At 63.7% G+C, this 24,451-nt stretch carries 25 protein-coding genes; 6 read left to right on the forward strand and 19 right to left on the reverse strand.

Features of this window, described 5'->3' with window-relative positions; genetic code table 11:
- Positions 1 to 66: 66 nt before the first annotated feature.
- The 6 genes from panD to pcnB form a co-directional block, all read right to left on the reverse strand.
- On the reverse strand, positions 67 to 447 hold the full coding sequence (panD, locus tag K8B33_RS10000) for an aspartate 1-decarboxylase (protein ID WP_223426004.1): 381 nt from the start codon (positions 445 to 447) through the stop codon (positions 67 to 69).
- A 142-nt stretch (positions 448 to 589) separates the two neighbouring features.
- Positions 590 to 1,441 (reverse strand): pantoate--beta-alanine ligase, encoded by an 852-nt coding sequence (panC, locus tag K8B33_RS10005; protein WP_223426006.1) that lies wholly within the window; start codon positions 1,439 to 1,441, stop codon positions 590 to 592.
- Between the two features lie 31 nt (positions 1,442 to 1,472).
- Positions 1,473 to 2,267 carry a 3-methyl-2-oxobutanoate hydroxymethyltransferase gene (panB, locus tag K8B33_RS10010; RefSeq protein ID WP_223426008.1) on the reverse strand — a complete coding sequence of 265 codons (795 nt, stop codon included), beginning with the start codon at positions 2,265 to 2,267 and terminating at the stop codon, positions 1,473 to 1,475.
- A gap of 40 nt (positions 2,268 to 2,307) precedes the next feature.
- A complete protein-coding gene (locus K8B33_RS10015) occupies positions 2,308 to 2,988 on the reverse strand; it encodes a deoxynucleoside kinase (RefSeq protein ID WP_223426010.1) in 681 nt (226 codons plus the stop codon).
- A 12-nt stretch (positions 2,989 to 3,000) separates the two neighbouring features.
- Positions 3,001 to 3,519 (reverse strand): 2-amino-4-hydroxy-6-hydroxymethyldihydropteridine diphosphokinase, encoded by a 519-nt coding sequence (folK, locus tag K8B33_RS10020; protein WP_223426012.1) that lies wholly within the window; start codon positions 3,517 to 3,519, stop codon positions 3,001 to 3,003.
- Positions 3,516 to 4,823, reverse strand: a complete 1,308-nt coding sequence (pcnB, locus tag K8B33_RS10025) for a polynucleotide adenylyltransferase PcnB (protein ID WP_317846218.1) — start codon at positions 4,821 to 4,823, stop codon at positions 3,516 to 3,518. Before pcnB ends, folK begins: the two co-directional genes overlap by 4 nt.
- A 203-nt stretch (positions 4,824 to 5,026) precedes the next feature.
- Here pcnB and K8B33_RS10030 point away from each other — a divergent pair, with 203 nt between their 5' ends.
- Positions 5,027 to 5,254, forward strand: a complete 228-nt coding sequence (locus K8B33_RS10030; protein WP_223426014.1) for a hypothetical protein — start codon at positions 5,027 to 5,029, stop codon at positions 5,252 to 5,254.
- Positions 5,255 to 5,432: 178 nt separating this feature from the next.
- On the opposite strand, the gene K8B33_RS10035 is transcribed toward K8B33_RS10030, so the two are convergent.
- The 5 genes from K8B33_RS10035 to dksA form a co-directional block, all read right to left on the reverse strand.
- Positions 5,433 to 6,803: a sigma-54-dependent transcriptional regulator gene (locus K8B33_RS10035; RefSeq protein WP_223426017.1), complete on the reverse strand. Its 1,371-nt coding sequence runs from the start codon at positions 6,801 to 6,803 to the stop codon at positions 5,433 to 5,435.
- A 115-nt stretch (positions 6,804 to 6,918) separates the two neighbouring features.
- A complete protein-coding gene (locus K8B33_RS10040; RefSeq protein ID WP_223426019.1) occupies positions 6,919 to 9,852 on the reverse strand; it encodes a sensor histidine kinase in 2,934 nt (977 codons plus the stop codon).
- 27 nt (positions 9,853 to 9,879) lie between these two features.
- On the reverse strand, positions 9,880 to 10,056 hold the full coding sequence (locus K8B33_RS10045) for a hypothetical protein (RefSeq protein ID WP_223426021.1): 177 nt from the start codon (positions 10,054 to 10,056) through the stop codon (positions 9,880 to 9,882).
- A gap of 94 nt (positions 10,057 to 10,150) precedes the next feature.
- Positions 10,151 to 11,059 carry a tRNA glutamyl-Q(34) synthetase GluQRS gene (gluQRS, locus tag K8B33_RS10050; protein ID WP_263284591.1) on the reverse strand — a complete coding sequence of 303 codons (909 nt, stop codon included), beginning with the start codon at positions 11,057 to 11,059 and terminating at the stop codon, positions 10,151 to 10,153.
- A 103-nt stretch (positions 11,060 to 11,162) separates the two neighbouring features.
- Positions 11,163 to 11,603, reverse strand: a complete 441-nt coding sequence (gene dksA / locus K8B33_RS10055; RefSeq protein ID WP_223426096.1) for an RNA polymerase-binding protein DksA — start codon at positions 11,601 to 11,603, stop codon at positions 11,163 to 11,165.
- A gap of 1,317 nt (positions 11,604 to 12,920) precedes the next feature.
- Here dksA and K8B33_RS10060 point away from each other — a divergent pair.
- Complete coding sequence (locus K8B33_RS10060; RefSeq protein WP_223426097.1) at positions 12,921 to 14,039, forward strand: aminotransferase class I/II-fold pyridoxal phosphate-dependent enzyme; 1,119 nt, start codon at positions 12,921 to 12,923, stop codon at positions 14,037 to 14,039.
- Entirely contained in the window at positions 14,036 to 14,752 is a 717-nt protein-coding gene (gene sfsA, locus K8B33_RS10065) for a DNA/RNA nuclease SfsA (RefSeq protein WP_223426026.1), read from the forward strand. The genes K8B33_RS10060 and sfsA overlap by 4 nt, the downstream gene beginning before the upstream one ends.
- A gap of 16 nt (positions 14,753 to 14,768) precedes the next feature.
- Here the strand turns inward: sfsA and K8B33_RS10070 are convergent, their stop codons facing one another.
- The 4 genes from K8B33_RS10070 to K8B33_RS10085 form a co-directional block, all read right to left on the reverse strand.
- A complete protein-coding gene (locus K8B33_RS10070; RefSeq protein WP_223426028.1) occupies positions 14,769 to 15,260 on the reverse strand; it encodes a JAB domain-containing protein in 492 nt (163 codons plus the stop codon).
- A 223-nt stretch (positions 15,261 to 15,483) separates the two neighbouring features.
- Positions 15,484 to 16,485 (reverse strand): serine/threonine protein kinase, encoded by a 1,002-nt coding sequence (locus K8B33_RS10075; protein WP_223426030.1) that lies wholly within the window; start codon positions 16,483 to 16,485, stop codon positions 15,484 to 15,486.
- Between the two features lie 88 nt (positions 16,486 to 16,573).
- Entirely contained in the window at positions 16,574 to 16,906 is a 333-nt protein-coding gene (locus K8B33_RS10080; RefSeq protein ID WP_223426032.1) for a Rieske (2Fe-2S) protein, read from the reverse strand.
- A 22-nt stretch (positions 16,907 to 16,928) separates the two neighbouring features.
- Positions 16,929 to 17,933, reverse strand: a complete 1,005-nt coding sequence (locus K8B33_RS10085; protein ID WP_223426034.1) for an adenosine kinase — start codon at positions 17,931 to 17,933, stop codon at positions 16,929 to 16,931.
- 93 nt (positions 17,934 to 18,026) lie between these two features.
- Between K8B33_RS10085 and mrcB the strand changes: the two genes are divergently transcribed.
- From mrcB to K8B33_RS10100, 3 genes are read left to right on the forward strand one after another with little or no spacing between them, the layout of a single operon-like run.
- Positions 18,027 to 20,315: a penicillin-binding protein 1B gene (mrcB, locus tag K8B33_RS10090; protein WP_223426036.1), complete on the forward strand. Its 2,289-nt coding sequence runs from the start codon at positions 18,027 to 18,029 to the stop codon at positions 20,313 to 20,315.
- Positions 20,291 to 20,755 (forward strand): hypothetical protein, encoded by a 465-nt coding sequence (locus K8B33_RS10095; RefSeq protein WP_223426038.1) that lies wholly within the window; start codon positions 20,291 to 20,293, stop codon positions 20,753 to 20,755. Before mrcB ends, K8B33_RS10095 begins: the two co-directional genes overlap by 25 nt.
- Positions 20,755 to 21,153 carry a RidA family protein gene (locus K8B33_RS10100; protein ID WP_223426040.1) on the forward strand — a complete coding sequence of 133 codons (399 nt, stop codon included), beginning with the start codon at positions 20,755 to 20,757 and terminating at the stop codon, positions 21,151 to 21,153. Before K8B33_RS10095 ends, K8B33_RS10100 begins: the two co-directional genes overlap by 1 nt.
- 23 nt (positions 21,154 to 21,176) lie before the next feature.
- Here the strand turns inward: K8B33_RS10100 and hemL are convergent, their stop codons facing one another.
- The 4 genes from hemL to hemJ are packed head-to-tail and all read right to left on the reverse strand — an operon-like array spanning position 21,177 to position 24,381.
- Entirely contained in the window at positions 21,177 to 22,463 is a 1,287-nt protein-coding gene (gene hemL / locus K8B33_RS10105; RefSeq protein WP_223426042.1) for a glutamate-1-semialdehyde 2,1-aminomutase, read from the reverse strand.
- Positions 22,464 to 22,522: 59 nt separating this feature from the next.
- Entirely contained in the window at positions 22,523 to 23,191 is a 669-nt protein-coding gene (thiE, locus tag K8B33_RS10110; protein ID WP_223426044.1) for a thiamine phosphate synthase, read from the reverse strand.
- Positions 23,184 to 23,951: a bifunctional hydroxymethylpyrimidine kinase/phosphomethylpyrimidine kinase gene (gene thiD / locus K8B33_RS10115; RefSeq protein ID WP_223426046.1), complete on the reverse strand. Its 768-nt coding sequence runs from the start codon at positions 23,949 to 23,951 to the stop codon at positions 23,184 to 23,186. Before thiD ends, thiE begins: the two co-directional genes overlap by 8 nt.
- A 10-nt stretch (positions 23,952 to 23,961) precedes the next feature.
- Positions 23,962 to 24,381 (reverse strand): protoporphyrinogen oxidase HemJ, encoded by a 420-nt coding sequence (hemJ, locus tag K8B33_RS10120; RefSeq protein ID WP_223426048.1) that lies wholly within the window; start codon positions 24,379 to 24,381, stop codon positions 23,962 to 23,964.
- Positions 24,382 to 24,451: the final 70 nt, after the last annotated feature.

A 24,451-nucleotide genomic window follows, 5' to 3' on the forward strand; every position in this document is an offset into this window, starting at 1 on the left:
AAAGCCCCGAAATCCGGGGCTTTCTATAGCGTGCAAACAGCGGGTTTGCTTCAGGTGCGGGTTGCCTCAGGCAACCTGTACCGGTATGGCGTCGCTGCTGCCTTTTACGGCGTTGCCGTCTGCCAAGTAGATCAGACGTGGCTTGAAGTTGATCAGTTCTGCGCTGCTGTAGTTGGCGTAAGCGCAAATAATCACGCGGTCACCCGGCTGTGCTTTATGCGCAGCGGCGCCGTTGACAGAAATCATTCGTGAGCCTTCCTCGGCGCGAATGGCGTAGGTGGTGAAGCGCTCGCCATTGTCCACGTTGTAAATCTGGATCTGTTCGTATTCCAGAATGCCCGCCATATCGAGCAATGTGCCATCAATGGCACAGGAACCTTCGTACTCCAGCTCTGCGTGCGTGACGCGCGCCTGGTGCAGCTTGGCTTTCAGCATAGTGCACTGCATGACTCTACCTCTCTGCGCTACCCCGACAAGGATGTCTCTGCGCTGTAATGCGGGCCCTTTTTAGCACCGCACACATCGGGATACAACCGTTAAACGGACCGGGAATCAGTGCCGAAAATGGCGCGCCAGTATGCCTGAACGATCAGTCACGCACAATTGCGACCGGTATATTGTCTATCAATCGGGTTTTGCCCAGTCTGGCGGCCACCGCAACCCGCAAGGCGCGGTCTTCGGGCGTTGCCGGCGCCACCGTTTCCGCGTTCACCACATCCAGGTAATCGACACGGAAACCGGCGCTTTCAAGGCTTTCCGTCAGGCGTTGGCTGAGCCCCTGATAGTCGGTGTCGCCAGCCTCGATGGCGGCGCGGGCTTGCTGCAAGTGAGCATATACTTGCGGCGCCAGGGCACGTTCTTCGGGGCTCAGGTAGCCGTTGCGGGAGCTCATGGCCAGGCCATCCGCTTCCCGCTCTGTGGCGACGCCGACAATGTCGATGCCGAAACACAGGTCGCGGGTCATGCGCCGGATCACGGCCAGTTGCTGGAAGTCTTTCTCGCCAAAACAGGCTACATCGGGCGTGACGATGTGGAACAGCTTGCTCACCACGGTACTGACGCCGCGGAAGTGCCCCGGGCGGCTGGCGCCGCACAGGTGCTCGCCCAGCTGGTCGACATCCACCCAGCTGAGGTTCTGTTGCGGGTACATTTCGTCCACGGCGGGGGCAAACAGCAGGTCGGTGCCGGCGTCTGCCAAACGGGCCTGGTCGCGCTCCAGGGTGCGTGGATAGGCATCAAAATCTTCGCCGGGGCCGAATTGCGTCGGGTTGACGAAGATGCTGGCCACCACTTTGTCCGCGTGGCGGCGGGCCTCGGTTACCAGGCGGATATGCCCGGCGTGCAGATTGCCCATGGTCGGCACGAAGCCGACCCGCAGGCCGCTGGCTTGCCAGGCGCGCACCTGCGCGCGGGTGTCTGCGATGGTGTGCAGGGTCAGCATGGGGTGATCTCCGGCGGCTGCGCGGTTCAGGTCAGGAGAAGCAGTGCTCCGGCCCCGGGAAGCTGCCGTTCTTGACGGCGGTGTCGTAGGCGCGCAGGGCCGCAGCGATATCGCCCCCGGCCTCGATCATGAAGTTCTTCACGAAGCGGGCCGGCTTGCCCGGGGTGATGCCCAGCATGTCGTGCAGCACCAGCACCTGGCCGTCGCATTCCGGCGCGGCGCCGATGCCGATCACCGGCACCGAGACGGCGGCGAGCAGGCGCTGGGTGACGGCCCGGGGCACGCATTCCAGCAGCAGCACGTCGGCCCCGGCGGCTTCCAGTGCCAGGGCATCGTCAATCAGGCGTTGTGCGCTGTCGTCCTCACGGCCCTGTACCCGATACCCCCCGAAGGCGTTGACCGACTGTGGGGTGAGCCCCAGATGCACACAGACGGGCACGCCGTTGCGTCGCAGCGTGGTGACGGTGTCTGCCAGCCAGCCTGCGCCCTCGAGTTTGACCATATGGGCGCCGGCCTGCATCAGCGCCTGGCTGGCCGCCAGGGCGCCCTCAAGGGTGGCGGCGCCCATGAACGGCATGTCGGCCATGATCAGGCTGCCCTGGTTGCCCCGGGCGACACAGGCGGTGTGGTAGGCGATGTCGGCCACGGTAACCGGCAAGGTGCTGTCGTGCCCTTGCAGTACCATGCCCAGCGAATCCCCCACCAGAATGGCGTCGATGCCGGCGTTGCTGACCTGCGTCGCAAAGCAGGCGTCATAGGCGGTCAGCACGGAGAATTTGCGGCCTTCTGCTTTGCATTGCTGCAATGTGCGGATGGTGACACTCATGGGCGTATTCCTGACATGGGCGTGTTCCTGAAGTGGCGGCTCAGCCTGCCAGCGGGCGGGGATTAAAATAGTGGCGGCCCTTGCCGATGTCCAGCAGATAGCTCACCAGTTGCTGGTAGTCTTCGTCGTGCCCGGCAAAATCGATATCTGCGGCGTTGACGATCAGCAGTGGCGCGTCGTCATAAAAATGGAAAAAACGCGCATAGGCATTGTTGAGGCGGTCGAGATAATCGCTGTCGATGCTGCGCTCGATGGCCAGCCCGCGCTTGCCGATGCGTTGCAGCAAGACACTGGTGGGCGCTTGCAGATAAATCACCAGGTCCGGGCGCGGCGCATCCAGAGTCAGGTGCTTGTGCACGTTCTGGTACAGGCGAAACTCGTCTTCATCCAGCGTGACTTCCGCGAACAGTTCGTTCTTGTCGATCAGGAAATCGCTGACCCGGACTTCTTCGAACAGGCTGTTCTGTTTGAGTTCGCGCAGTTGCTCGGCGCGCTGAAACAGAAAGAACAGCTCGGTCTGCAGAGCGTACTGGCGGGGGGCGCGATAAAAGCGTTCCAGGAACGGATTGGCTTCGGCCTGTTCCAGCAGCACTTCGTAGTTGAAGGTCTCTGCCAGGCGTCGCGCCAGGGTCGTCTTGCCGACACCGATGGGCCCTTCCACAGCGATAAAGCGTGGCAGTTCACCGGCATCTCGCATCGCCTGCACCCGTTCGTTCAGCATCACCCGCCCCCGCTACTGTTGTCTGATATCGTCGTGTCCGACATCCGGCGCGGCCTCATGGTACCAGACTCCGGCATCATCGCACTGCTGCCGGTGGCTCGCCAGCGTGCTGCCGTCCGGCAGGACCAGGGACGGCGACAGCGCAGCCAGGGGCACCAGCACAAAGGCGCGTTCCAGCATGCGTGGGTGGGGCACCGTGAGGCGGGGATGGTTGATGTACTGGTCGCCGTACAGCAGCAGGTCCAGATCCAGGGTGCGTTCGCCCCAGTGACGCAGGCGTTCCCGCCCGGCGGCGCGCTCCAGTGCCTGCAGGGCATCCAGCAGCGTCAGGGGGGGCAGGTCGGTATCCAGGGCGGCGACGGCGTTGATGAAGTCGGGTTGATCGGCGGGGCCGACCGGGGTGGTGCCGTAGAAGGGGGAGCATCCGGCAAGACGAGAGCCTGGCAGTCGGGCCAGGCCGTCAAGCGCCCGGCGCAACTGCTGCGCCGGGTCGGCCAGGTTGCTGCCCAGGCCGATATGGCAACGCATCATGCGTTGTTGCCACCGCTCGCACCGCCTTCGGCACCGCCACGGCGGCGGCGACGCCGGCGCTTGCGCCCGGTGCCGCTGTTGCCGGCAGGGGCACCTTTGGCCGCTGCGGCTGCCATGGCCTCGCGGGTGTCTTCGTCGGCGTCCTGGTAATCGGTCCACCATTGGCCCAGCCCCGGCGGGATCTCGCCCGCTTCCTCGCGCAGCAACAGGAAGTCATAGGCGGCGCGGAAGCGTGGGTGGCTGACCAGCTGGGCGGCACGGTTGCCGTGGCGCCGGGGCAGGCGCGGCTGCAGGTCCCAGATCTCGCGCACCACGGAAGAGAAGCGGCGCGGGATGGCAATGGTGCTGACCTGTTCGGCGATGACGTGACCAGAGGCCTTGTTGAGGGCCACCGAGGGCGGCATGCCGTCGTCCTGGTAGCGTTCCAGCAGATGGCGCATGGGCGCCCACAGCAGTACGGCGAACAGGAATGCCGGGGTCACCGGTTTGTCCTGGGCCAGGCGCCGGTCGGTGTTGTGCATGGCTGCTTCCAGCAGTCGCTGGTCGCTGTCTTGCAGGGTTTCTGCGGTGGCCGGGAACAGCGCATCGAAGAGCCCGTAATCCTGCAGCAGTTCCAGGGTGTAGGCCGCGTGGCCCCCCAGGAACAGTTTCAGCATTTCGTCGAACAGGCGTGCCGGCGGCACTTGCTGCATCAGGGGCGCCAGTTCGTGGATCGGCGCCTCGGTGTCCGGATCAATGTCGAAATCCAGTTTCGCGGCAAAGCGCACGGCGCGGATCATGCGGACCGGATCTTCGCGGTAACGCTGGGCCGGGTCGCCCATCAGGCGCAGGGTCTTGTTCTGGATGTCCTGCATGCTGCCGGCAAAGTCATACAGCGCGAAGTCGGCGATATTGTAGTAGAGCGCATTGACGGTGAAGTCGCGGCGCAGGGCATCTTCTTCGATGTTGCCGTAGACATTGTCGCGCAGGATCTGGCCTTCGCGGCTGTGGCTGCTGTCGCTGTCACCGGGCTCGCCCAGGGCGCGGAAGGTGGCCACTTCGATGACTTCGGGCCCGAAGCGGACATGCACCAGGCGGAAACGACGGCCAATGATGCGGGCGCGGCGGAACAGGCACTCCACTTCTTCAGGGGTCGCGTTGGTGACAACGTCGAAATCCTTGGGCTGGATGCCGGTGAGGATGTCGCGCAGACAGCCGCCCACCAGAAAGGCGTCAAAGCCAGCCTCATGCAGGCCGTACAGCACGTTGAGCGCCGCGCGGCTGATCTGCTTGCGCGAGATCGGGTGCTGGTCGCGGGGAATGATCACGGGCTCCGTCTGCGTTCGGCGAGCACCGTTATCACGCCCGATGAGTCGTGTCAGAAAAGCCGGGATCTTGCGTAGCACTATAGGTAAGCCTGTCGGTTGGCGGTGGTGTGTGTGGCTGTGATTGATCGTAAAGCGCGCAATGTTAACCTGTATCAGGAGTCAGGGCGACCCGGGTGGCTGGGGCTGGTACGGGAGCAGAAATGAAAAAGGGACCACAGCAAGCTGTGGTCCCTTATAATTGCGCTGATTCTGTTATTGTTATTGTTTGTTTTGTTTTCTGCCTTTTTAGTCACGACAGTCCGGTCATGACAAGCACTGCATTGGCTCGTGAAATTGTTATTCTTTATGAGCCTTCTACGCCGCTGTTTTTGTTGTTTGCTGGCGTGTGTTCATCCTGCATTCACCCCCGCCTCATTGCAACAATTTGAAAAACCTTTACCTATCAATGAGTTGGCGTGAATCTTCTGAGTGAACAGCTTGTTCACTGGTTAAGTGTGTAGTTTTGGTGTTACGGCGCTGTGTAGGACGGTAACACCCGGGTCGGTTTCGCCTGGCAATGCTGTTTGTGATCGCAGAGTAAAGCCTTTCGTAACCCGGATGTGTCCGTCAGGCGCCGGCCGTACTGCGGCGGCGCGGGATGCCCAGACGCTGGCGGCGTTCCCACAGGCATTTGCGGCTGATACCCAGTTTCTGTGCCAGCTCGGTCTCGGTCATGGCGTCCTGGTTTTCCAGCACGAAGCGGGTGAAATAGTCCTCCAGCGACAGGTCTTCCTGGGGGTCTTCCAGCGGCCGGCGGCTGCCGGCCGTGGTGCCCGGGTTGCTTGCCGCTGTGGCATTCAGGGCCAGCGCCTCGGGAGTGATCTCCGGGCCGTCGGCCAGAATCACCGCACGTTCAATGGCATTCTCCAGCTCCCGCACGTTCCCCGGCCAGCTGTGTTGGGCCATGGCTTCCAGCGCGCTGGCGCTGAAGGTGAGCGGTGCGCTGTTGTGGCGTTCGCACAGACGGGAGAGCAAGGCGTGGGCGAGCAAAGGGATATCGCTGCCGCGTTCGCGCAGGGGCGGCAGCGCCAGCTGCAGGATATTCAGGCGGTAAAACAGATCCTTGCGAAAACGCCCGGCGGCCACCTGGGCATCCAGCGCTTTGGGTGAGGCTGCGATCAGGCGCACGTCCACGCGGCGGGGCATGACGCCGCCGATGCGGGTGATCTCGCCGTCGTGCAACAGGCGCAGCAGATGCGCCTGGGTTTCCATGGGCAGCTCGCCGATCTCATCCAGAAACAGGGTGCCGCCGTGGGCATCTTCGATCAGGCCGGGTTTGGCCTCCTCGGCACCGGGCAGGGCGTCCCGCTCGTGGCCAAACAGCTCTGCTTCCAGTTGCGGCCCCGAGATGGCGGCGCAATTCAGCGACACCAGCGGTGCCTGGGCGCGGCGGCTGCGTTCGTGCAGCAGGCGTGCCAGCAGTTCCTTGCCGGTGCCGGCTTCACCGGTGATCAGCACGCTGGTATCCGTGGGCGCCACCTTGTCCACGCGGCGGAACAGCTCCTGCATGACAGGAGATTCGCCGAGCATGGCGCCGGTGGGATAGGTGCGTGCAACATCCGCGCGCAGTGCCTGATTGTGCCGTTGCAGCTTGCCTTCCTTGAGGATGCGATTCACCGACAGCAGCATCTCATCGTGGTCGAAGGGTTTGGCCACATAGTCCACGGCACCCAGGCGCATGGCATCCACGGCGGAGCGCAGGCTGGCGTAGCTGGTCATGATCAGCACGGGCGTGGGGTTGGCGCTGGCGATCAGGTCGGTGCCGCCCGCGCCGGGCAGGCGCAGGTCGCTGATGATCAGGTCGAAGTGCTGCAGCGGTTGTTCCAGTGCCTGTTCTGCCGAGGCGGCTTCCACAACCGTGTGCTCGTGACGTTCCAGCAGCTTGCGCAGGGCGCCGCGGATTACCGGCTCATCCTCAACGATCATGATATGGCTCATGGTACCCACCTGACTGAAAACAACGTTTGTCGGGAATGCGTTGTCGGGAATGCCCGGCCGCCTGAATCAGGCGCACGGCCAGCCCGGAGCAGCCCGGGTCCTTCCCGGCAGCGTATCAAGCTACGTCAGAGTAACGCGGCAGCGTTATCACAAATCGGGTCCCGCGCCCGTCAGCAATCGGGCTCTCTGCGCGAATGCTGCCGAAGTGGTCCTCAATAATACTGTAAACCAGTGCCAGACCAAGACCGGTGCCGCGACCGGGCGGCTTGCTGGTGACGAACGGTTCGAACAGCGACGACGCCAGCTCTTCCGGAATGCCATGGCCCTGGTCTTCGATCATCACATCCAGCCGTTCTTCCAGGCTCTCACTGCGGATGGTGATCGGATCATTATCATGTGTAGCGTCCGCTGCATTGGACAGCAGATTGACGAACACCTGCAACAGTCGTTGGCTGTCGCCGCGTACCAGATGATCGGCGGGGCAATCATTGCGGAACTGTTGCTGGCGATGATCCGGGTCCATCTGCAGCAGGCTGATGGCTTCGTCGACCGTATCGCGCAGGGAGACGGGCCCCTGCACCGGCAGCTGGATGCCGCCGCTGTGACTGAATGTGACCAGGGATTCGACGATGCGTGAAATGCGGCGGGTCTGCTCGACGATCTGCTGTGAGGCCTGTGCCACTTCTTCGCCGTCGGCGTCCTGGTCCAGATTCTGTGCCAGGCAGGCGATGGCGGTGACCGGGTTGCCGATCTCGTGGGCGACACCCGCGGCCAGGCGGCCCACGGAGGCGAGCCGTTCGTTGTGTGTCAGTTGCGCTTCCAGTGCGCGCAGATCGGTAATGTCTTCCACCACGATGACCTGGCCGCCGGCGCGTTCGCCGGGCACGTTGCCGACCACCTGGGACTTGTGCAGGCTCAGCCAGCGCGACTGGTCACGCAGGCGCACCTCTACCTGGGGCATGCGCAGGGTGTCGCCCAGCGCAAAATCGTGGAACACCACGTTCCAGGGGCGTGGCAGGGTATTGAGCCGGGCGCCGATGGTGCGTTGGGCGGTGACGCCGGTGAGGTGCTCCATGGCCAGGTTCCAGCCGATGATCTCGCCGTCGGCGCCCAGCGAGATGACCCCCATGGGCAGTTCCAGCAACGTTTGCCGGTGGAAGCGGCGCAGGCTGTCCAGCTCGGCGGCGAGGCCGGAAAGCCGGTCGCGGTAGAGCTCCAGGCGTGACTCGATAAACTGGATATCTTCGCTGGATTCGTTTTCTGCCTGGGGCTTGTAGGGCAGATGCTGATCCACGATGCGGTGCGATACCGATGGTCCGAGCAACCCGGACAGGTTGGTTTCCAGTTGGTCGCGCAGTCGTCGCAACGCGTAAGGCCGGGTTTCGGCGCGGGGCTGGCCCAGATCGCGCAGCGCCAGCGTGACTTCGCGTTCCGCCGTGACGGGGCCCAGCGGTTCACTGAGGGAGGTGATGAAATCCTCGACCGTGTCCGCCTCCAGCTCCCAGCGGAAGGTACGCCGCAGGCTGTCCACGGCACAGGTTTCTGCGGCGTTGCGTTCCGCGCGGCTGGACGGGGTAAGCAGGGAGAAAAACACGAACACCACGCCATTGGCGACTACCGAGGCGATGGCCACATGGTGCCACTGGTGGGCGGTGGACTGGTGGGAAATGCCCAGCAGATCAAACAGCAGGGTAGGTTGCCAGTGCGGGATCACGATGGGCAATACCAGGGCCGCGACCCATATGGCGAAGCCGGTCAGCAGGCCGGCAAACAGGCCCATGCGGTTGGCGCCGGGCCAGAACAGCGCGCCGATCAGCCCGGGAACAAACTGCAGGGTGGCCACAAACGACAGCACGCCGAGTTCGGTCAGGGTGTGGTGGTCGCCCGCGATGGCATAAAACAGGTAGGACAGCGCCAGCACGCCAGCAATCAGCAGGCGCCGGGCCCACAGCAGCCAACGGTACAGGCTCTCGTCGAGGCGTTGCGTGCGGGCCGGCAGCACCAGGTGATTCAGCGCCATGGACGACAGCGCCAGGGCGGCCACGATAAGCATGCCGCTGGCGCCGGCCAGCCCGGCGACATAGGCCAGCATGGCGCCATGGCTGCCGCTGAGGCTGCCCACTGCCAGTGCGTAATAATCCGGCAGCCCGTCGACTTCTGCCGCCGTGGCGGTCCACAGGATCACCGGGATACACAAGGCCATGATCAGCAGCAGCAAGGGCAGGCCCCAACTGGCGGTCATCAGGGCGCGTGGATTCAGGTTTTCGCTGAACGCCATATGAAACATGTGTGGCATCACCACGGCGGACACGAAAAACGCCAGGATCATCGAGTGCCAGGTGCCGTCTTGCAGCGGGTAGTAGAGACGCGCCAGGGCATCCGGGTTGTTGTCCAGCCACACGGTAAGCCCGGCCGGGCCGTCGAAGACGCTGTACAGCCCCAGCACGGTGAGCAGCACAAAGGCGACGATCTTGATCAGGGATTCCACCGCAATCGCCACCACCAGGCCTTCATGTTTTTCCCGGTTGGTGGCATGGCGGGCGCCGAACAGGATGGCGAACAGGGTGATCAGCAGACAGAACCAGAAGGCCAGGCTGCCGGGGTGGGCTTCGCCGGTCAGTATCTGGATGGACTCGGCGACGGCTTTTACCTGCAATGCCAGCAGGGGCAGCATCCCGGCCAGCATCATCAGCGTGGTCAGCGCGCCAGCCAGGCGGCTGCGGTAGCGGAAGGCAAACAGGTCTGCCATGGAGCTCAGCTGATAGCTGCTGGTCAGCCGTAATATCGGCGCCAGCAGAATCGGTGCCAGCATGAAGACGCCGGAAATGCCGAGGAAATAGGCCAGAAAGTTGTAGCCGTAGTGGTAGGCGTAGCCGACGCTGCCATAGATGGCCCAGGCGCTGGCGTAGACGCCCAGTGAAAAAACATAGACGGCCGGGTGGCGCACCAGCCGCGCGGGCAGAAAGCCACGGTCTGTGACCCAGGCGACCAGAAACAGGAACAGCAAATAGCCGGCGGCGACCAGGAAGACCTGGGTAAAACTAAACATGGCGATACATCGCAGGCTGTGACCGCATCACGGACGATCCGCGGGGCGACCCCGGCCAATCCAGTAGCTCAGCGCGATCAGCACCAGCCACATCATGTACGGGCGATGCCAGGCGCGCCCGCCTTCGCTCCACCATTCAATGATGACGGGGGAAAGCAGGTAGGCGCCGACGATGAAAATGATCAGTAATCGGTCTGTGTACATGGTTCAAGACTGCCGGAATCGGGTATCGCAGGATAGTAGCAGGTTGCGCCACAGCTGTCGGCGTGGGGTGTGGGGTGTGGGGTGTGAGGTCGTGTCAGGGCGCGTCCGCGACCCCGAAGGTCAGTGTGTTGTTCAGGCGGGCAGGCTGCCATTGCGGGATGGCCCAGGCCAGTTGCTCAGCGCAGGGGGCGCCCGCCAGATCTGCAGGCGGGTCCAGCGCCAGCAGCCGCAGCGCACCATACAGATTCGCGGAGGTGTCCGGGCTGAGCGCGGCGGCGCCGGCCGATTTGGACAGCTTGTTGCCGTCGCTGTCCGTCAGTACCGGCAAGTGGCCATAGTCCGGCCGCGTACGCCCCAGGCAATCCAGCACATGCACTTGCCGGAGGGTGGAATCCATCAGGTCGGCGCCGCGCAGGATATGGGTCATGCCCTGGTCTGCATCGTCCAGCGCGCAGGCGAGTTGGTAGGCATAGAGCTTGTCCCGTCGACGAATGACGAAAGCGCCGTCGGCCTCACCCAGTGACAGGCATTGGCGACCTTGCAGACGATCTGTGAAGCATATGGGCGTGTCGGGCACGGCGAGCCGAATGGCGCAGTCCGTGTTGGGGTTGGGGTTGGTGTTGGTGGCCGAGTGGGAAGCAGGGCTGACGGCAACGGCCGGCCCGGGATGTCGCCCCCCCAGATCAGCGAGCTGACGCCGGGACAGCGCACAGTAAAACGCATGGCCGCTGGCCAGCAGCATGTCGACGGCTGCCGCGTAGGCGTCGTGGCGTTGGCTCTGGTATTGCACGCTGCCATCCCAGTGCAGGGCGTGGGCGGCCAGTTGCTGTTGTATCCGGTCGGCGGCGCCCGGGACTTCTCTCGGCGGATCAATGTCATCAATGCGCAGATGCCAGGCGCCGTCCGCCTGTCGTGCATCAAGGTAGCTGGCCACGGCAGTCAGCAGCGAACCCCGGTGCAGGTCGCCGGAGGGTGTGGGTGCAAATCGCCCCCGATAGGTCATGTGGTGCATCCGTGATACACAAACGCCGGGCAAGCCCGGCGTTTGGTTGGTGCGGTGTTGTCTGGTGCGGTGTGCTCTGGCGCGATGATGATCATGGGCCTCATCAGCTGGCGAGCTGCTTTTCCTTGATCTCGGCCAGCTCCTTGCAGTCGATGCACAGCTCGGCGGTGGGGCGCGCTTCCAGTCGGCGAATGCCGATTTCGACGCCGCACGCTTCGCAGTAGCCGTAGTCGCCGGTGTCCACTTTATCGAGGGTTTTTTCGATCTTCTTGAGCAGCTTGCGCTCGCGATCCCGGGTGCGCAGCTCGAGCGCAAATTCTTCTTCCTGGGTGGCGCGGTCTGCCGGGTCAGGCAGATTGGCCGCTTCGTCCTGCAAGTGGTGCATGGTGCGGTCTGCTTCTTCCATCAGTTCCTGGCGCCAGGCGAGCAGGATGCTGCGGAAGTGCGCGTATTGCGCCTCGCTCATGTATTCCTCGCCTTTGGCGGGGGTATAGGGCTTTAAACCGTATATCAGGGTGCCCGGCTTTGGCGCCGCTATGTTCATCGGGTCTTTCACGTTTTGCGATACCTGAGAAGGGGTTGACGGGACATTGGCGCTTCCCTGAGCCGCGCGTGCCTTCCTGGCGTGATCGTTGGCATGGATATTTGCCTGTGCCGAGGCGGATTGTGCCGGCCGTTTGGGCGGCAGCGGTTTTTTGACCCCCGCTGCTGCAGCGGCGGTTCGGGCGGCACTGGCCTTGGCGGCGGCTTTCTTCACTGTTGCGGCGCGGGCAGCCTTGGGGGCTGCCTTGCTTTCTGTTTTCTTGTTCGGGCTGGCAGGCGTAGCCGGTGTGCTGGCTGCCTTGGCGCCAGTGCTGGTTTTGCGTGCGGGCGCAGCGGCCGTCTTGCGGGTGTTCTCCGCTTTGCTGGCCAGGGTGCGCGTTACAGCGGCTTTCTTTTTGGCCGGTGCTTTGGCCGCAGTCTTTTTGGCGGGCGCTGCTTTCTTCGCCGGGGCCGCCTTTTGGGCGGGCTTGGCCGCTGCCTTGGCTGGTGCGGCTGCCGGCTTTTTGGTGGCGGCCTTTTTGACCGCTACTTTTTTGGCCGGAGCTTTCTTGGCAGCGAGCTTTTTGGCAGCGACCTTGACAGTGGCCTTTTTCGCAGGCGCTTTCTTTGCTACCTTTTTTGCCGCACTTTTTTTAGCCGCGACCGTGGTCGTGGCCGGCTTCTTGCTCGCGGCAGCTTTTGCGGTTTTGGTCGGGGCTTTCTTCACCGCAGCTTTTTTTGCGGCAGGCTTCGCTGCCGCTTTCCCGGCGGCGACTTTTTTAGCAGCGACCTTCTTTTTCACAGGCGCATTTTTTGCGGGCGCCTTCTTGGCGGGTGCCGGTTTCTTCGTCGGGGCGGCCGCTTTGGCAGTGGCACTTGTCGCTTTCGCGGTTTTTTTGGTGGCTTGCTTCGAGGCTGGCTTCGCCGGCGCTTTTTTCTTGCGTGTGGCCATCCTGATCAACTCCCTTAACATACTCACTGCTCGCTGTAAGTTGGGGCCCGAGTCGTGCCTTGCTCTGCTACACTGTCCGGCAGTGCCTGGTCAGTGCGCTGTAGCGTCTTCGGCACGTCCTTGCTGGTGTGCACTCAGACGGTGTCTGCGGTTGCCCCGATGCTGACACGATAAATAGTCAATCCCCGACGATAACCCTGACTCGGGGGGCTTGTCACCCCCGTAGCCGCTGGGATTATAGCCATTGTCCGCGAACATGAAAGCGGGTCCTGAAGAGTGAGACACCTTTTGACAAAGCCTCCCATCACGGCTGATTCCGTTCATGAAAGCCCGGCCGGGCCGGGGCCGCGTGCGGCGCGTTGTGAGCGGATCGCCCCGTTCCATGTCATGAGTCTGGTGGCCCGGGCGCAGGCACTGGCGGCGGCGGGCCATGATGTCATTCATCTGGGCGTGGGCGAGCCGGATTTCCCGACCCCGGCGCCGGTGATCGAGGCCGGCCAGCGGGCGCTGGCGGACGGGCAGACCCGCTACACCCCGGCGGCGGGCATGGCGTCGCTCAGAGAGGCCATCGCCGGCTTCTATGCCAGCCGGTTTGGTGTCCATGTGCCGGCGGAGTGCGTGGTTGTGACGCCGGGGGCGTCTGGCGCCCTGCAGTTGCTGCTGGCCTCGCTGGTTGATCCGGGTGATGAGGTGCTGGTCACGGACCCCGGCTATCCCTGTAACCGGCATTTTGTCGAGCTGGTCAACGGCGTGCCGCGCCCGCTCTTGCTCGACCCGGCGAACGGCTGGGCGCTGACGCCGGAACAGATTGCCGCGGCCTGGAACAGCCGCACGCGGGCGGCGTTGCTGGCTTCGCCGGACAATCCTACCGGTAATGTCATGACGCCATCACAGGTGGGCGCTCTGGCTGATGTGGTGCGCGAACGCGGCGGGGCGTTGATCATGGACGAGATCTATCAGGGGCTGGTGTATGACGCGCCGGCCTTTACCGCGCTGTCCGTAGCCCCGGATACGCTGGTGATCAACAGCTTCAGCAAATACTTTGGCATGACCGGTTGGCGTCTGGGCTGGTTGGTCGCGCCGCGTTCGCGCGTACCGGATCTGGAGCGCATGGCGCAGAATTTCTTCCTGGCGCCGTCCACCCTGGCCCAGCATGCGGCGTTGGCGGCCTTCAGCCCGGACACCCTGGCGGAGCTGGAGCGTCGCCGTCAGCAGCTGGCGGAGCGGCGGGCGCTGCTGCTCTCGCGCCTGCCGGCGCTGGGCCTGCACGTCGTCGGCGAGCCGGCGGGGGCGTTTTATCTGTACCTGGATGCGTCAGCGCTGACGGATGACAGCTTCGGTTTCTGCGAGCGGCTGCTGGAGCAGGCGCATGTGGCGCTCACGCCGGGTGTCGATTTTGGCAGTGGCCACAACCCGGCACAGTATCTGCGGGTGGCTTATACCTGTGATCTGGCGCGGCTGGATGAGGCGCTGACGCGTATCGTCGGCTTTCTGGAACGCGCATGAAGTTTGATCCTCCCCTGTCTCGCGGTCGTTTGCTGAGGCGTTACAAGCGTTTCATGGCGGACATCATTGCCGAAGATGGCCGCATGCTGACCCTGCACTGCCCGAACACCGGTTCCATGAAGCACTGCACGCCGGATAACGCGCCGGTGCTGTTTTCCGACAGTGGCAATCCCAAACGCAAGTACCGACATACCTGGGAGGCGGTGCAGGTGGCCCATGGTCATTGGGCGGGCATCAACACCGGGCGCACCAATGCGCTGGTGGCGGAAGCTATCGCGGCGCAGCGTATCGACGGGCTCACCCCCGAGGGGTTACGCCGTGAAGTGACGTTCGGTGACAGTCGTTTTGATATCGCGCTGGGGGCAGACGCCCAGGCGCCTGATACCTTTGTCGAGGTCAAGAACGTCACGCTTGGCGGTGGCGAGGATGAGCCGGATCACGGGCTGATTCGCTTTCCGGATGCGGTGACCCTGCGGGGGCAGAAGCATCTGCGCACGTTGATGGACGTTGTGGCGAGTGGGCGACGGGCGGTGCTGTTCTTCTGCGTGCAGCACACCGGCGCCCGGCAGGTGGCGCCCGCCGACGACATCGACCCGGCCTATGGCCACCTGCTGCGCGAGGCGGTCAGTGCCGGGGTAGAGGTCATGGCCTGGCGCACCGCCATCAGTCCGGAGGCCTTCGTGCTCGACGCGCCGGTGCCGCTGGTGCTGTAGGGCTTTCAGAGGTTCCTTAAAGCCAGCCGCGCTCCGCCAGGCTGACGTTGCCGTTCTGGCCCAGAATCACGTGATCCAGTGTGCGCACATCCACCAGTGCCAGTGCATCGCGCAGGCGTGAGGTCATGCTGCGGTCGTTGGCGCTGGGTTCCGGATCGCCGGAGGGATGATTGTGGGCCAGAATCACGGCACCGGCATTCAGCGCCAGTGCGCGCCGCGCCACCTCGCGAGGATGTACGGCGGTAAAGTTCAGGGTGCCCATAAACAGTACCTCAAAGCCGATGACCCGATGTTTGTGGTCGAGAAACAGTGCGCCAAACATTTCCCGTTCTTCGTGACACAGCCGCATGCGCAGAAACGCAGTGGCGTCGTCGACACCATTGACGGCGGGGCGGGCGAGCAGGTCATCACAAAGCAGGTGGCTTGCGTATTCGATCAATTCTTTTTCGGTTACCGGGCGCAGGGTCTGGTGGCGCCCTTCGGCATCGCGCCGGAAGAGAGTGTGCATAACAGCTCCTTGGTCGTTCCCCCCGATACGGCCAGCCCGTAACGGGTGCCAGGCGTCCCTGATAGATCGCCGTGCCGGGCGTGCCGCTCTGTGACGGCTTGTGCAATGCCCGGGTACGGAGTGCCTGACCACAACTCTATTCTGCGGATGAAGCGGTGTTTGCGCAATATGCAAAACGCCAATATTTAATTGGCACAAATCAACATGCGGCAATGAAGGGTGGTTAATAGATAGCCAGGTGAGGTTCGTTCAGCTCGGCCATCTGCATGCGCAGATCGAGAATGCGCTCGCCCCAGTAGCGGGGGCTGTCGAACCAGGGGAAGGCGCGCGGGAAGGCGGGGTCGTCCCAGCGGCGTGCGATCCAGGCGCTGAAGTGCAGCATGCGCAGGGTGCGCAGGGGTTCGATCAGGCGCAGCTCCGCCGGATTGAAGTCGCGGAATTCGCTGTAACCTTCGACAATTTCCGACAGTTGTTGTGTCTGCCGGTGGCGATCGCCGGAGAGCAGCATCCAGATGTCCTGCACGGCAGGTGCCATGCGCGCGTCGTCCAGGTCGATAAAGTGAGGCGCATTGTCACGCCAGAGCACGTTGCCGCTGTGGCAGTCTCCGTGCACACGGATCAGCTGGGCGTTGGTGACACTGTTGATCTGCGCGTCCACGGCTTGCAGCAGGTCGCGGGTCAGGCTGTCGTAGGCGGTTTTCAGTTCTGCGGGGACAAAGTGCTCGCTGACAAAGGCAACGGCGTCGTGGCCGAAATCCTGGCTGGTCAGGGTGGGTCGGTGTGCAAACGGGCGTATCGCCCCGACGTTATGCAAGCGCCCGAGGAAGCGGCCCATGATCAGCAGGTTGTCCAGATTGTCCAGCTCAGGGGCATGCCCGCCCTTGCGCGGGTACAGGCTGAAGCGGAAGGTGCCATGGGGATGCAGAAAGTGATGCAGAGTCTCGCCAGCGGCATTGCGCAGTGGCGCCACCACCGGCAATTCGTGCTCGGCCAGTGTCAGGCAGAGGTCGTGTTCTTCCTGAATCTGCGCATCGCTCCAGCGCCCGGGGCGATAGAATTTGGCGATGATCGGTGCTTCGCCTTCGATGCCGACCTGATAGACCCGGTTTTCGTAGCTGTTGAGGGCCAGCATGCGTCCGTCACTGAGCACGCCGGTACTCTCCACGGCATCCAGCAACAGATCCGGCGTCAGTGCCTCAAACGGATGTTGCGTGTGCTCTGTCATCGGGCTGTCTCTTCATGGCGACGTGCTTGCGCAGGCCGACCAGTGTACGGCATCTGTCGCGCGGCGTGGCGCCTGATGAGCCATTGCGTCAGGTCGGTGGGTCTCGCAGTTCCACCCAGACCTCATCGCCGCGCAGTTCGTGGCGGATGGCGGCCAGCGGTTCGCCCTGGCAGGGGCCCGAGAGACACATGCCGGTTTCGATCTCGAACAGTGCGCCATGGTTGGCGCAGGTGATGAACTGGCGGTCCATGTCGAGAAAGTCATCCGGCATGAAATTCAGCTCGATGCCCAGGTGCGGGCACCAGTTGAGATAGGTGTAGAGCTGCCCGTCGCGCATCACGGCGACGACGGACTTGGGGCCGAACTCGAAGCCCCGGGATTCACCCTCCGGGACGTCTTGCAGCGTGCAAAGAAAATGCATGAGGCTCTCTTAACTGTCCGACTTACTGTCCGAGTACCTGACGGCGCACCGCCAGATGGGCTTCCGGTGTCAGGCGCGGGCCGAAATCGCTGACCACCTGCGCTGCCGCATGGCTGGCCAGGCGGCCGGCGGTGGCAAAGTCGTGCCCCTGAGTGATGCCGTACAGGAAGGCGCCGGCAAACATGTCGCCCGCGCCGTTGGTGTCCACGGCGGTCACGGGTACGCCTGCGATGGTGTGCAGCGTCTCGCCGTCCCAGGCCAGTGCGCCGTCTGCGCCGCGCGTCATAACCACTTTATGGCTGTAGGTCTTGAGGGCAGCCAGTGCGGCGTCAGCGCTGTCGGTGTCGGTGAAATCCCGGGCTTCGTCTTCGTTGCAGAACAGCAGATCAACACCGTCGCCGATCATTTCGAGCAGGCCGTCCCGGAAGAAGCGCACCATGGCAGGGTCGGAGAAGGTCATCGCCACCTGAACACCGTGCTGGCGGGCGAGTTCGCGCAGACGAATGGTGGCGGCCCGGCCGCTGGGCGAGGTGACCAGGTAACCCTCGATATAGGCATAGCGGGACGCGCGCAGCGCGGCTTCATCGATATCGTCGCTGGACACGGTTTCGGAAATGCCCAGGAAGGTGTTCATGGTGCGCTCGGCATCGCGGGTGACCATGACCAGACAGGTGCCGCTGACGCCCTCGGGCCGCGCGCCGGTCATGTTGGTGTCGACCCCGGCGGCGGTCAGCGCCTGCACGAACAGCTCGCCGGTGTCGTCATTGGCGACGCGGCAGGTATAAAAGGTGCTGCCGCCGAAATAGCGGGTGGCAATAATGGTATTTGCCGCAGAGCCGCCGCAGGTCTGGCTGTGGGGGTCGGCCTGTTCGCGCAATGCGTCCAGTAACGCCATCTGACGTTCCTTGTCCACCAGCGTCATCATGCCCTTGCCGATATCCATGGTCTCGAGGAAGGCATCGCTGACTTCAATCTCGGTATCGACCAGGGCGTTGCCGATGGCGTAAACGTCATACTGCTGGGTCATGAACAGGGCTCCGAAGGGGGTAAAGGCGAACCATTATGGGGTTGCCGGTGTCTGTTGCCAAATCGCTGACGGAATTCATCTATACTGCGCGCCATGCCAAAAAACGTATCGTCCTCATTTTTCTCCCGCGGGTTGCTGATCAAGGCGACCCTGGTTTTCCTGGTGCTACTGCTGGTCGGGCTCGCGTGGCTGGACGCGCTGGTCCGCAGTCGTTTCGACAGCCATCAGTGGCAGTTACCGGCGCGGGTCTATGCGCGTCCGGTGGAGCTGTACAACGGTCGGGTGCTGGATATGGCGCACATCGACCGGCTGGTGGCGCTCATGCGTTATCGCGAGGAAGCCGGGGCGAGCACACCAGGCTCGTGGGCGCGCGAAGGCAATACTGTGCTCCTGCACACGCGAGGATTTCGTGATAGTGACGGTGGCGAGCCACCCCGGCGTATCCGGTTGCGCATCAGCAATGGTCGCGTGGCCGGGCTGGCCAGCGCGGACGGCGCTGCGGTGCCGGTCGCGCGCCTGGAACCGATGCAGATCGGCAGTATTCATCCCGGCCACAGTCAGGACCGCATTCTGGTGCGGCTGGCGCAGACACCGCCGGAGTTGGTGGAGATGTTGCTGGCGGTGGAAGACCGGCAATTTTATGAACACCATGGCATTTCGTTTCGTGGCCTGGCGCGGGCCACGCTAGCCAACCTGCGTGCAGGTGGGCTGCGCCAGGGCGGCAGCACGCTGACGCAGCAGTTGGTGAAAAATTTCTGGCTGACCCGGGACCGCACGCTCAGCCGCAAGCTGCTCGAAATCCCCATGGCGCTGCTGTTGGAACTGCACTACGAAAAGCCGCAGATTCTGGAAACCTATCTCAACGAGGTATATCTCGGCCAGGATGGTGCGCGTGCCATCCACGGCATGGGGCTGGCGGCGCAATTCTATTTCGGCCGTCCGCTGGAGGAACTTGAAGCGCATCACTACGCGTTGTTGGTGGGCATGCTCAAAGGCCCCGGGTTGTACGACCCGCGCCGCCGTCCGGAGCGGGCCAGGGCGCGCCGCGATCTGGTCTTGCGCGCCTCCCATGCGGAAGGCGTGATCAGCGAGGCGGCGCTTGAGCGCGCCCTGGCGCGGCCATTGGAGGTCGTGCCCCGGACCGGTGGTGCCCTGTATGCGTTCCCGGCGTTTATCGATCTGGTGCGGCGTCAGCTGGCGCGTGATTATCCGCCTGCCGTGCTCTCCAGTGACGGGTTGATCATTCATTCGACGCTGGACGTGCTGGCACAGCTGGCGGCAGAAGATGCGCTGGCCAAGGCGCTGGAAACCCGAGACCCGGGTGGCGCGAGTGCGCTGACCGGTGCGGTGGTCATGACGGCACCGGATCAGGGTGATGTGCTGGCTGTGGTGGGTGACCGCCGTGCCCGCAGTACAGGCTTCAACCGGGCGCTGGATGCGGTGCGGCCGATTGGCTCGCTGGCCAAGCCAGCGGTGGTGCAGGCGGCGCTGGAACAGCCACGGCGGTATCACCTGGCCCAGCACGTCATGGACGAGCCGTTTGAGGTGCCCTTGGCGCATGGCCAGGTCTGGGCACCGAAGAATTTTGATGACAAGTCGCAGGGCGCGATTCCGATGCTGGACGCGCTGGCTCACTCCCGGAACCAGGGTATGGCGAGCCTGGGCATGGAGGTCGGGCTGGACAAGGTCATCGCGACCTTGCGGCGTCTGGGCGTGCAGCGGCGTATACCGGCCTATCCGAGTATTCTGCTGGGCAGCCTTGAGTTGAGTCCGTTTGAAGTGGCGGTCATGTATCAGCCGCTGGCCACCGGCGGTTTTCGCACACCGCTGCGCAGCATTACTGATGTGCTGGACCTCGGCGGCGAGCCCATGGCGCGTTACCCTGTGTCGGCGGACCCGGTTCTGGATCAGGACGCGGCCTTCCTGACCCAATGGAGCATGATCCAGGTGATGCGCGAGGGTACCGGTCGCGGCCTGCTGGGCGTACTGCCGGCGGACATCGTGGTGGCGGGCAAGACCGGCACCAGCGACGGTTTCCGCGACGCCTGGTTTGCTGGCTTCAGCGGCAATCACCTGGCGGTAGTCTGGGTTGGCCGTGATGATAACCAGTCTGCCGGTGTTACTGGCAGCAATGCAGCACTGCCGATCTGGGGCCAGGTCATGGCGTCCGTGCCGCAGCGCAGCTTGCGCGAAACAGCGCCCCCGGGAGTCGAATGGGTGTGGATGGATGCAGACGGCGTGCGGACCAGCGGCGAAGGCTGCCGCGACGCACGGCGCTACCCGATGATGACGGCCTCGATTCCGCAGGAGAGCACGTCCTGTGGCGAGCGCCGTGATAATGATGAAGGAGTACGAGGATGGTTCAGGCGCATGTTCAACTGATGCCGATGCGCGCGGCGCTGGCCGGGCTGTTGCTGCTGCTTGGCGCGTGTAGCGTGCGGCCGGTCATGCCGCCGGAGCCGCTGCCGCCGGTGGAGGTGGCAGATACGTCACCGGCGGCCAGTCTGCTGGCGGCGGCCGATAGCGCTCGCGCCCGCAATGAGTACAGTGCTGCGGGCCGCTATCTCGAGCGCGCCCTGTCCGTCAGTCAGAGCGGTGAAGCTACCGTGCTGTACCGCAAACTGGCTGAGCTGCGGCTGGAAGAAGACAAGCCGCGCGCCGCCGAGGGCCTGGCTTTGCGCGCCCTGCGCGAGGCGCCGGACCACCCGCAATGGCAGGCGGAGCTGTGGACGCTGGTGGCTGAAGCCCGCGATCGACAGGGCGACGAGGCCGGCCGGGATGCCGCGCGTGATAATGCAGAGCGATTACAGCAGGAGCCCTGATGCGCCAGACACTCAACCCCGATAGCGTTTTCAACAGCCTGCAATACGGTTTCAGTCAGGCGATGGTCGTGCCGTCTGTCGGGCGGCGTGTGCTGCTCTCCGGCCAGGTGGGCGTGGACGCCGAAGAGCAGACCGTAACGGGCGGCCTGGCAGCACAGACGCGCGCCGCACTCGATAATGTCGCGCGGGTGCTTGCGGCTGCAGAAGGCACATTGGCGCATGTCATCATGCTGCGCATTTATATTGCCGAGGAAGCCAGCGAGGAACAGGACGCCATCGCCGAGGCGCTGCGGGATTACTTCCCCGACAACCCGCCCCCCAGCTCCTGGGTCATCGTCAAGGGCCTGTCCCTGCCCGAATGGCTGATCGAGATCGAGGCAGAGGCTTTGCTGCCCTGAGCTGGGCCCGAGCCTGCGCCGGGTCAGCCCAGAGCTAACGCGGCGCGGGCCTGCTCCAGCGTGAAGTCGATATCGGCATCGCTGTGGGCAATGGAAATAAAGCCCGCTTCGAAGGCAGAGGGCGCGAGATAAACCCCGCGATCCAGCATGCCGTGGAAGAAACGCTTGAAACGGTCCTGGTCACAGGCCATCACCTGCTCGAAACGGGTGATCAGGGTCTGGTCGGTAAAATAGAAACCGAACATGCCGCCGACCTGATGTGTGGTCATGGCCACGCCTTGTGCCCGTGCCACATCAGACAACCCGTCCACCAGCCGTTTGGCTTTCGCTGACAGTGCGTCGTGGAAGCCGGGGGCGCTGATCTTTTCCAGTGTCATCAGACCGGCCGCCATCGCCACCGGATTGCCGGACAGGGTGCCGGCCTGATAGACGGGCCCGGTGGGCGCCAGATGCTGCATGATGTCCCGGCGCCCGCCGAAGGCACCGACTGGCATGCCGCCACCGATGATCTTGCCCAGCGTGGTCATGTCGGGTTTGACGTTGTAATGCGCCTGGGCACCGCCCAGCGCGATGCGAAAGCCGGTCATGACTTCATCGAAAATCAGCACGCTGTTGTAGTCGTCGCAGCATTTGCGCAGGCCTTCCAGAAAGCCTTTGACCGGGGGGACGCAGTTCATGTTGCCGGCCACCGGTTCAACGATGACGCAGGCGATACGCTCGCCGTGTTCGGCGAAGCAGGCTTCAACGCTGGCGATGTCGTTGTAGGTCAGCGTCAGCGTATCTCCAGTCACCGCCTTGGGAATGCCCGGTGAGCTGGGTACGCCGAGGGTCAGTGCGCCGGAGCCGGCTTTGACCAGCAGGCTATCCACATGCCCGTGATAGCAGCCTTCGAATTTGACGATCAGGTCGCGCCCGGTGAAGCCCCGGGCAAGGCGGATGGCGCTCATGGTGGCTTCCGTGCCGGAGCTGACCATGCGCACCTGCTCCATGGACGGGACCAGTTCGCAGACCTTTTTTGCCATCGCCACTTCGATGGCGGTGGGGGCGCCGAAGCTCATGCCGCCGTCGATGGCCGCGTGTACTTTTTCCCGCACGTCGGCATCGCAGTGGCCCAGGATCATGGGGCCCCAGGAGCCGATGTAGTCGATATAGCGATTGTCGTCCTCGTCGTAGACGTAAGCGCCTTCCGCCCGGTGAAAGAACACCGGTGTGCCGCCGACGCCATTGAAGGCGCGTACCGGCGAGTTGACCCCGCCCGGGATGTAGTGGCGGGCATCGTTGAACAGCTGCTCGGAATGCTTGCGACTCATTATCAGAACTCCAGAATTTCAGGGGCGGGGCGTGTATACGCCGGACACGCCAGAGGTGCTTATTGCGGAAAAAGCCGGTTGAACTGCTGCACGGCTGCCGTGATGTCACGAGCGCCAAACAATGCGTGGATTGCCGCCACGGCATGTGCCCCGGCATCAATCAATAGCGTCGCATTATCCGGATTCACCCCGCCAATGGCCACCACGGGTACGGGCAGGGATTGGCGCGCCTGATTCAGCACCTGGACGTCAGCACTCCGGGCATCCGGTTTGGTGCGTGATGCGAAAAAGCGCCCGAAGGCCACATAGTCTGCGCCATCGGCCACCGCCTTCTGTGCCAGTGCCAGATCGCCGTGGCAGGTGACACCGATAATGGCCTCGGGCCCGAGTTGTGCTCTGGCAGCAGCGACGGCGCCGTCCTGCTGGCCGATGTGCACGCCGGCTGCACCGCACCGGGCGGCCAGTGCCGGGTCATCATTGATCAGTAATGTGGCGCCATGCTGCGCACACAAGCGCTGCAGCGCCTGTGCCTGTTGCAGCCGTGTGTGGGCATCGGCGGTCTTGTTGCGATACTGCAGCAGGCGCAGGCCGGCGGCCAGCGCGACAGAGCAGGCGTCCAACAATGCATCACCGGGCGTCAGCAGCGGGTCAGTGATGCCGTACAGGCCGCGAATGGCGGACTGCGCGGCGCTGAGGCTGGAGATGGCACCCGTCATGGCATCAGTCATGTCGACGACGGTCCGGAATCAGTTGTCCCTGGCCGGCCTGCCAGGCATGGCGCAGGGCCTGATGCACATAAGCCTGGGCCTGCTCGACGGCCTGTTCCAGTGGCTGCCCGGCGGCCAGCAGTGCGGCGCAGGCCGAGGCCAGCGTGCAGCCGGAGCCGTGGTAGCTGCCTGGCAGGCGTGGCCAGGCCCACTGCTGCGCGCCCGTAGCGGTGTAAAGATGGTTGCGCACTTGCGGCGTATCGTCATGGGTGCCGGTAATCAGCACCGCTGGGCAACCGGCGTTGCACAGGGCTGTGCCGCAGGTGGCCAGATCCTCATTGCCTGCCAGCTTCTGCGCCTCTGGCAAATTCGGCGTCGCCAGCGTGGCCCGGGGAAGCAGTTCCCGCAGCATGGCATCGGGCACGGAATCCGCGGCCAGGCGACCACCAGCTTCGGCAGCCAGTACCGGGTCCAGCACCACCGGCACACCCGGCAGGCGGTCCAGCAGGTCGGCAATAAAATGAATGATGCCGGGGCTGCCGGTCATGCCGATCTTTACGGCATCAAAGCGCATGTCGGCCAGCAGCGCCTCGGCCTGGCGCTGCAGCAGCTGCTCGGAGACCAGCTCGAAGCCCTGCACATTGCTGCTGTTCTGTACCGTCAGGCCGGTGATCAGGGTAGCCGCGAAGCCCCCCAGGCTGTGGATGGCTTCGATATCGGCATGAATGCCGGCGCCGCCCGAAGGGTCATGGCCGGCAATCACGAGCACGTTGGGTTTCATGGCAACGGCCTCAGAAGGGTTTCACGACGACCAGCACCACAATCGCAATAAGCAGCACCACCGGCACTTCGTTGAACCAGCGATAGAACACATGGCTGCGGGTGTTGGCGTCGGCGGCAAACTTTTTCATGTAGGCCAGGCAGACGTGGTGGTAGCCCACCAGCAGGAATACCAGCAGCAGCTTGGCGTGCATCCAGCCGCCCTTCATCCACGCCGGATTGAGATACACGAGCCAGAAGCCCAGCACCAGGGTGGCGATCATTGAAGGCGTCATGATGCCCCGGTACAGCTTGCGCTCCATGATCTTGAAGCGTTCACGGCTGACGGCGTCCTCGGCCATGGCGTGGTAGACGAACAGGCGCGGCAGATAGAACAGCGCGGCGAACCAGGTGACCACGGCGATGATATGAAAGGCTTTGACCCAGAGCATGATGTATTCCTGTGTGGCATTCAGTCCGAGGGCGCATGATAACAGTGGCAGAGCGGGGAAACAGTGACGA

This window comes from Alcanivorax limicola (genome assembly GCF_019931215.1).
GTDB lineage: Bacteria > Pseudomonadota > Gammaproteobacteria > Pseudomonadales > Alcanivoracaceae > Isoalcanivorax > Isoalcanivorax limicola.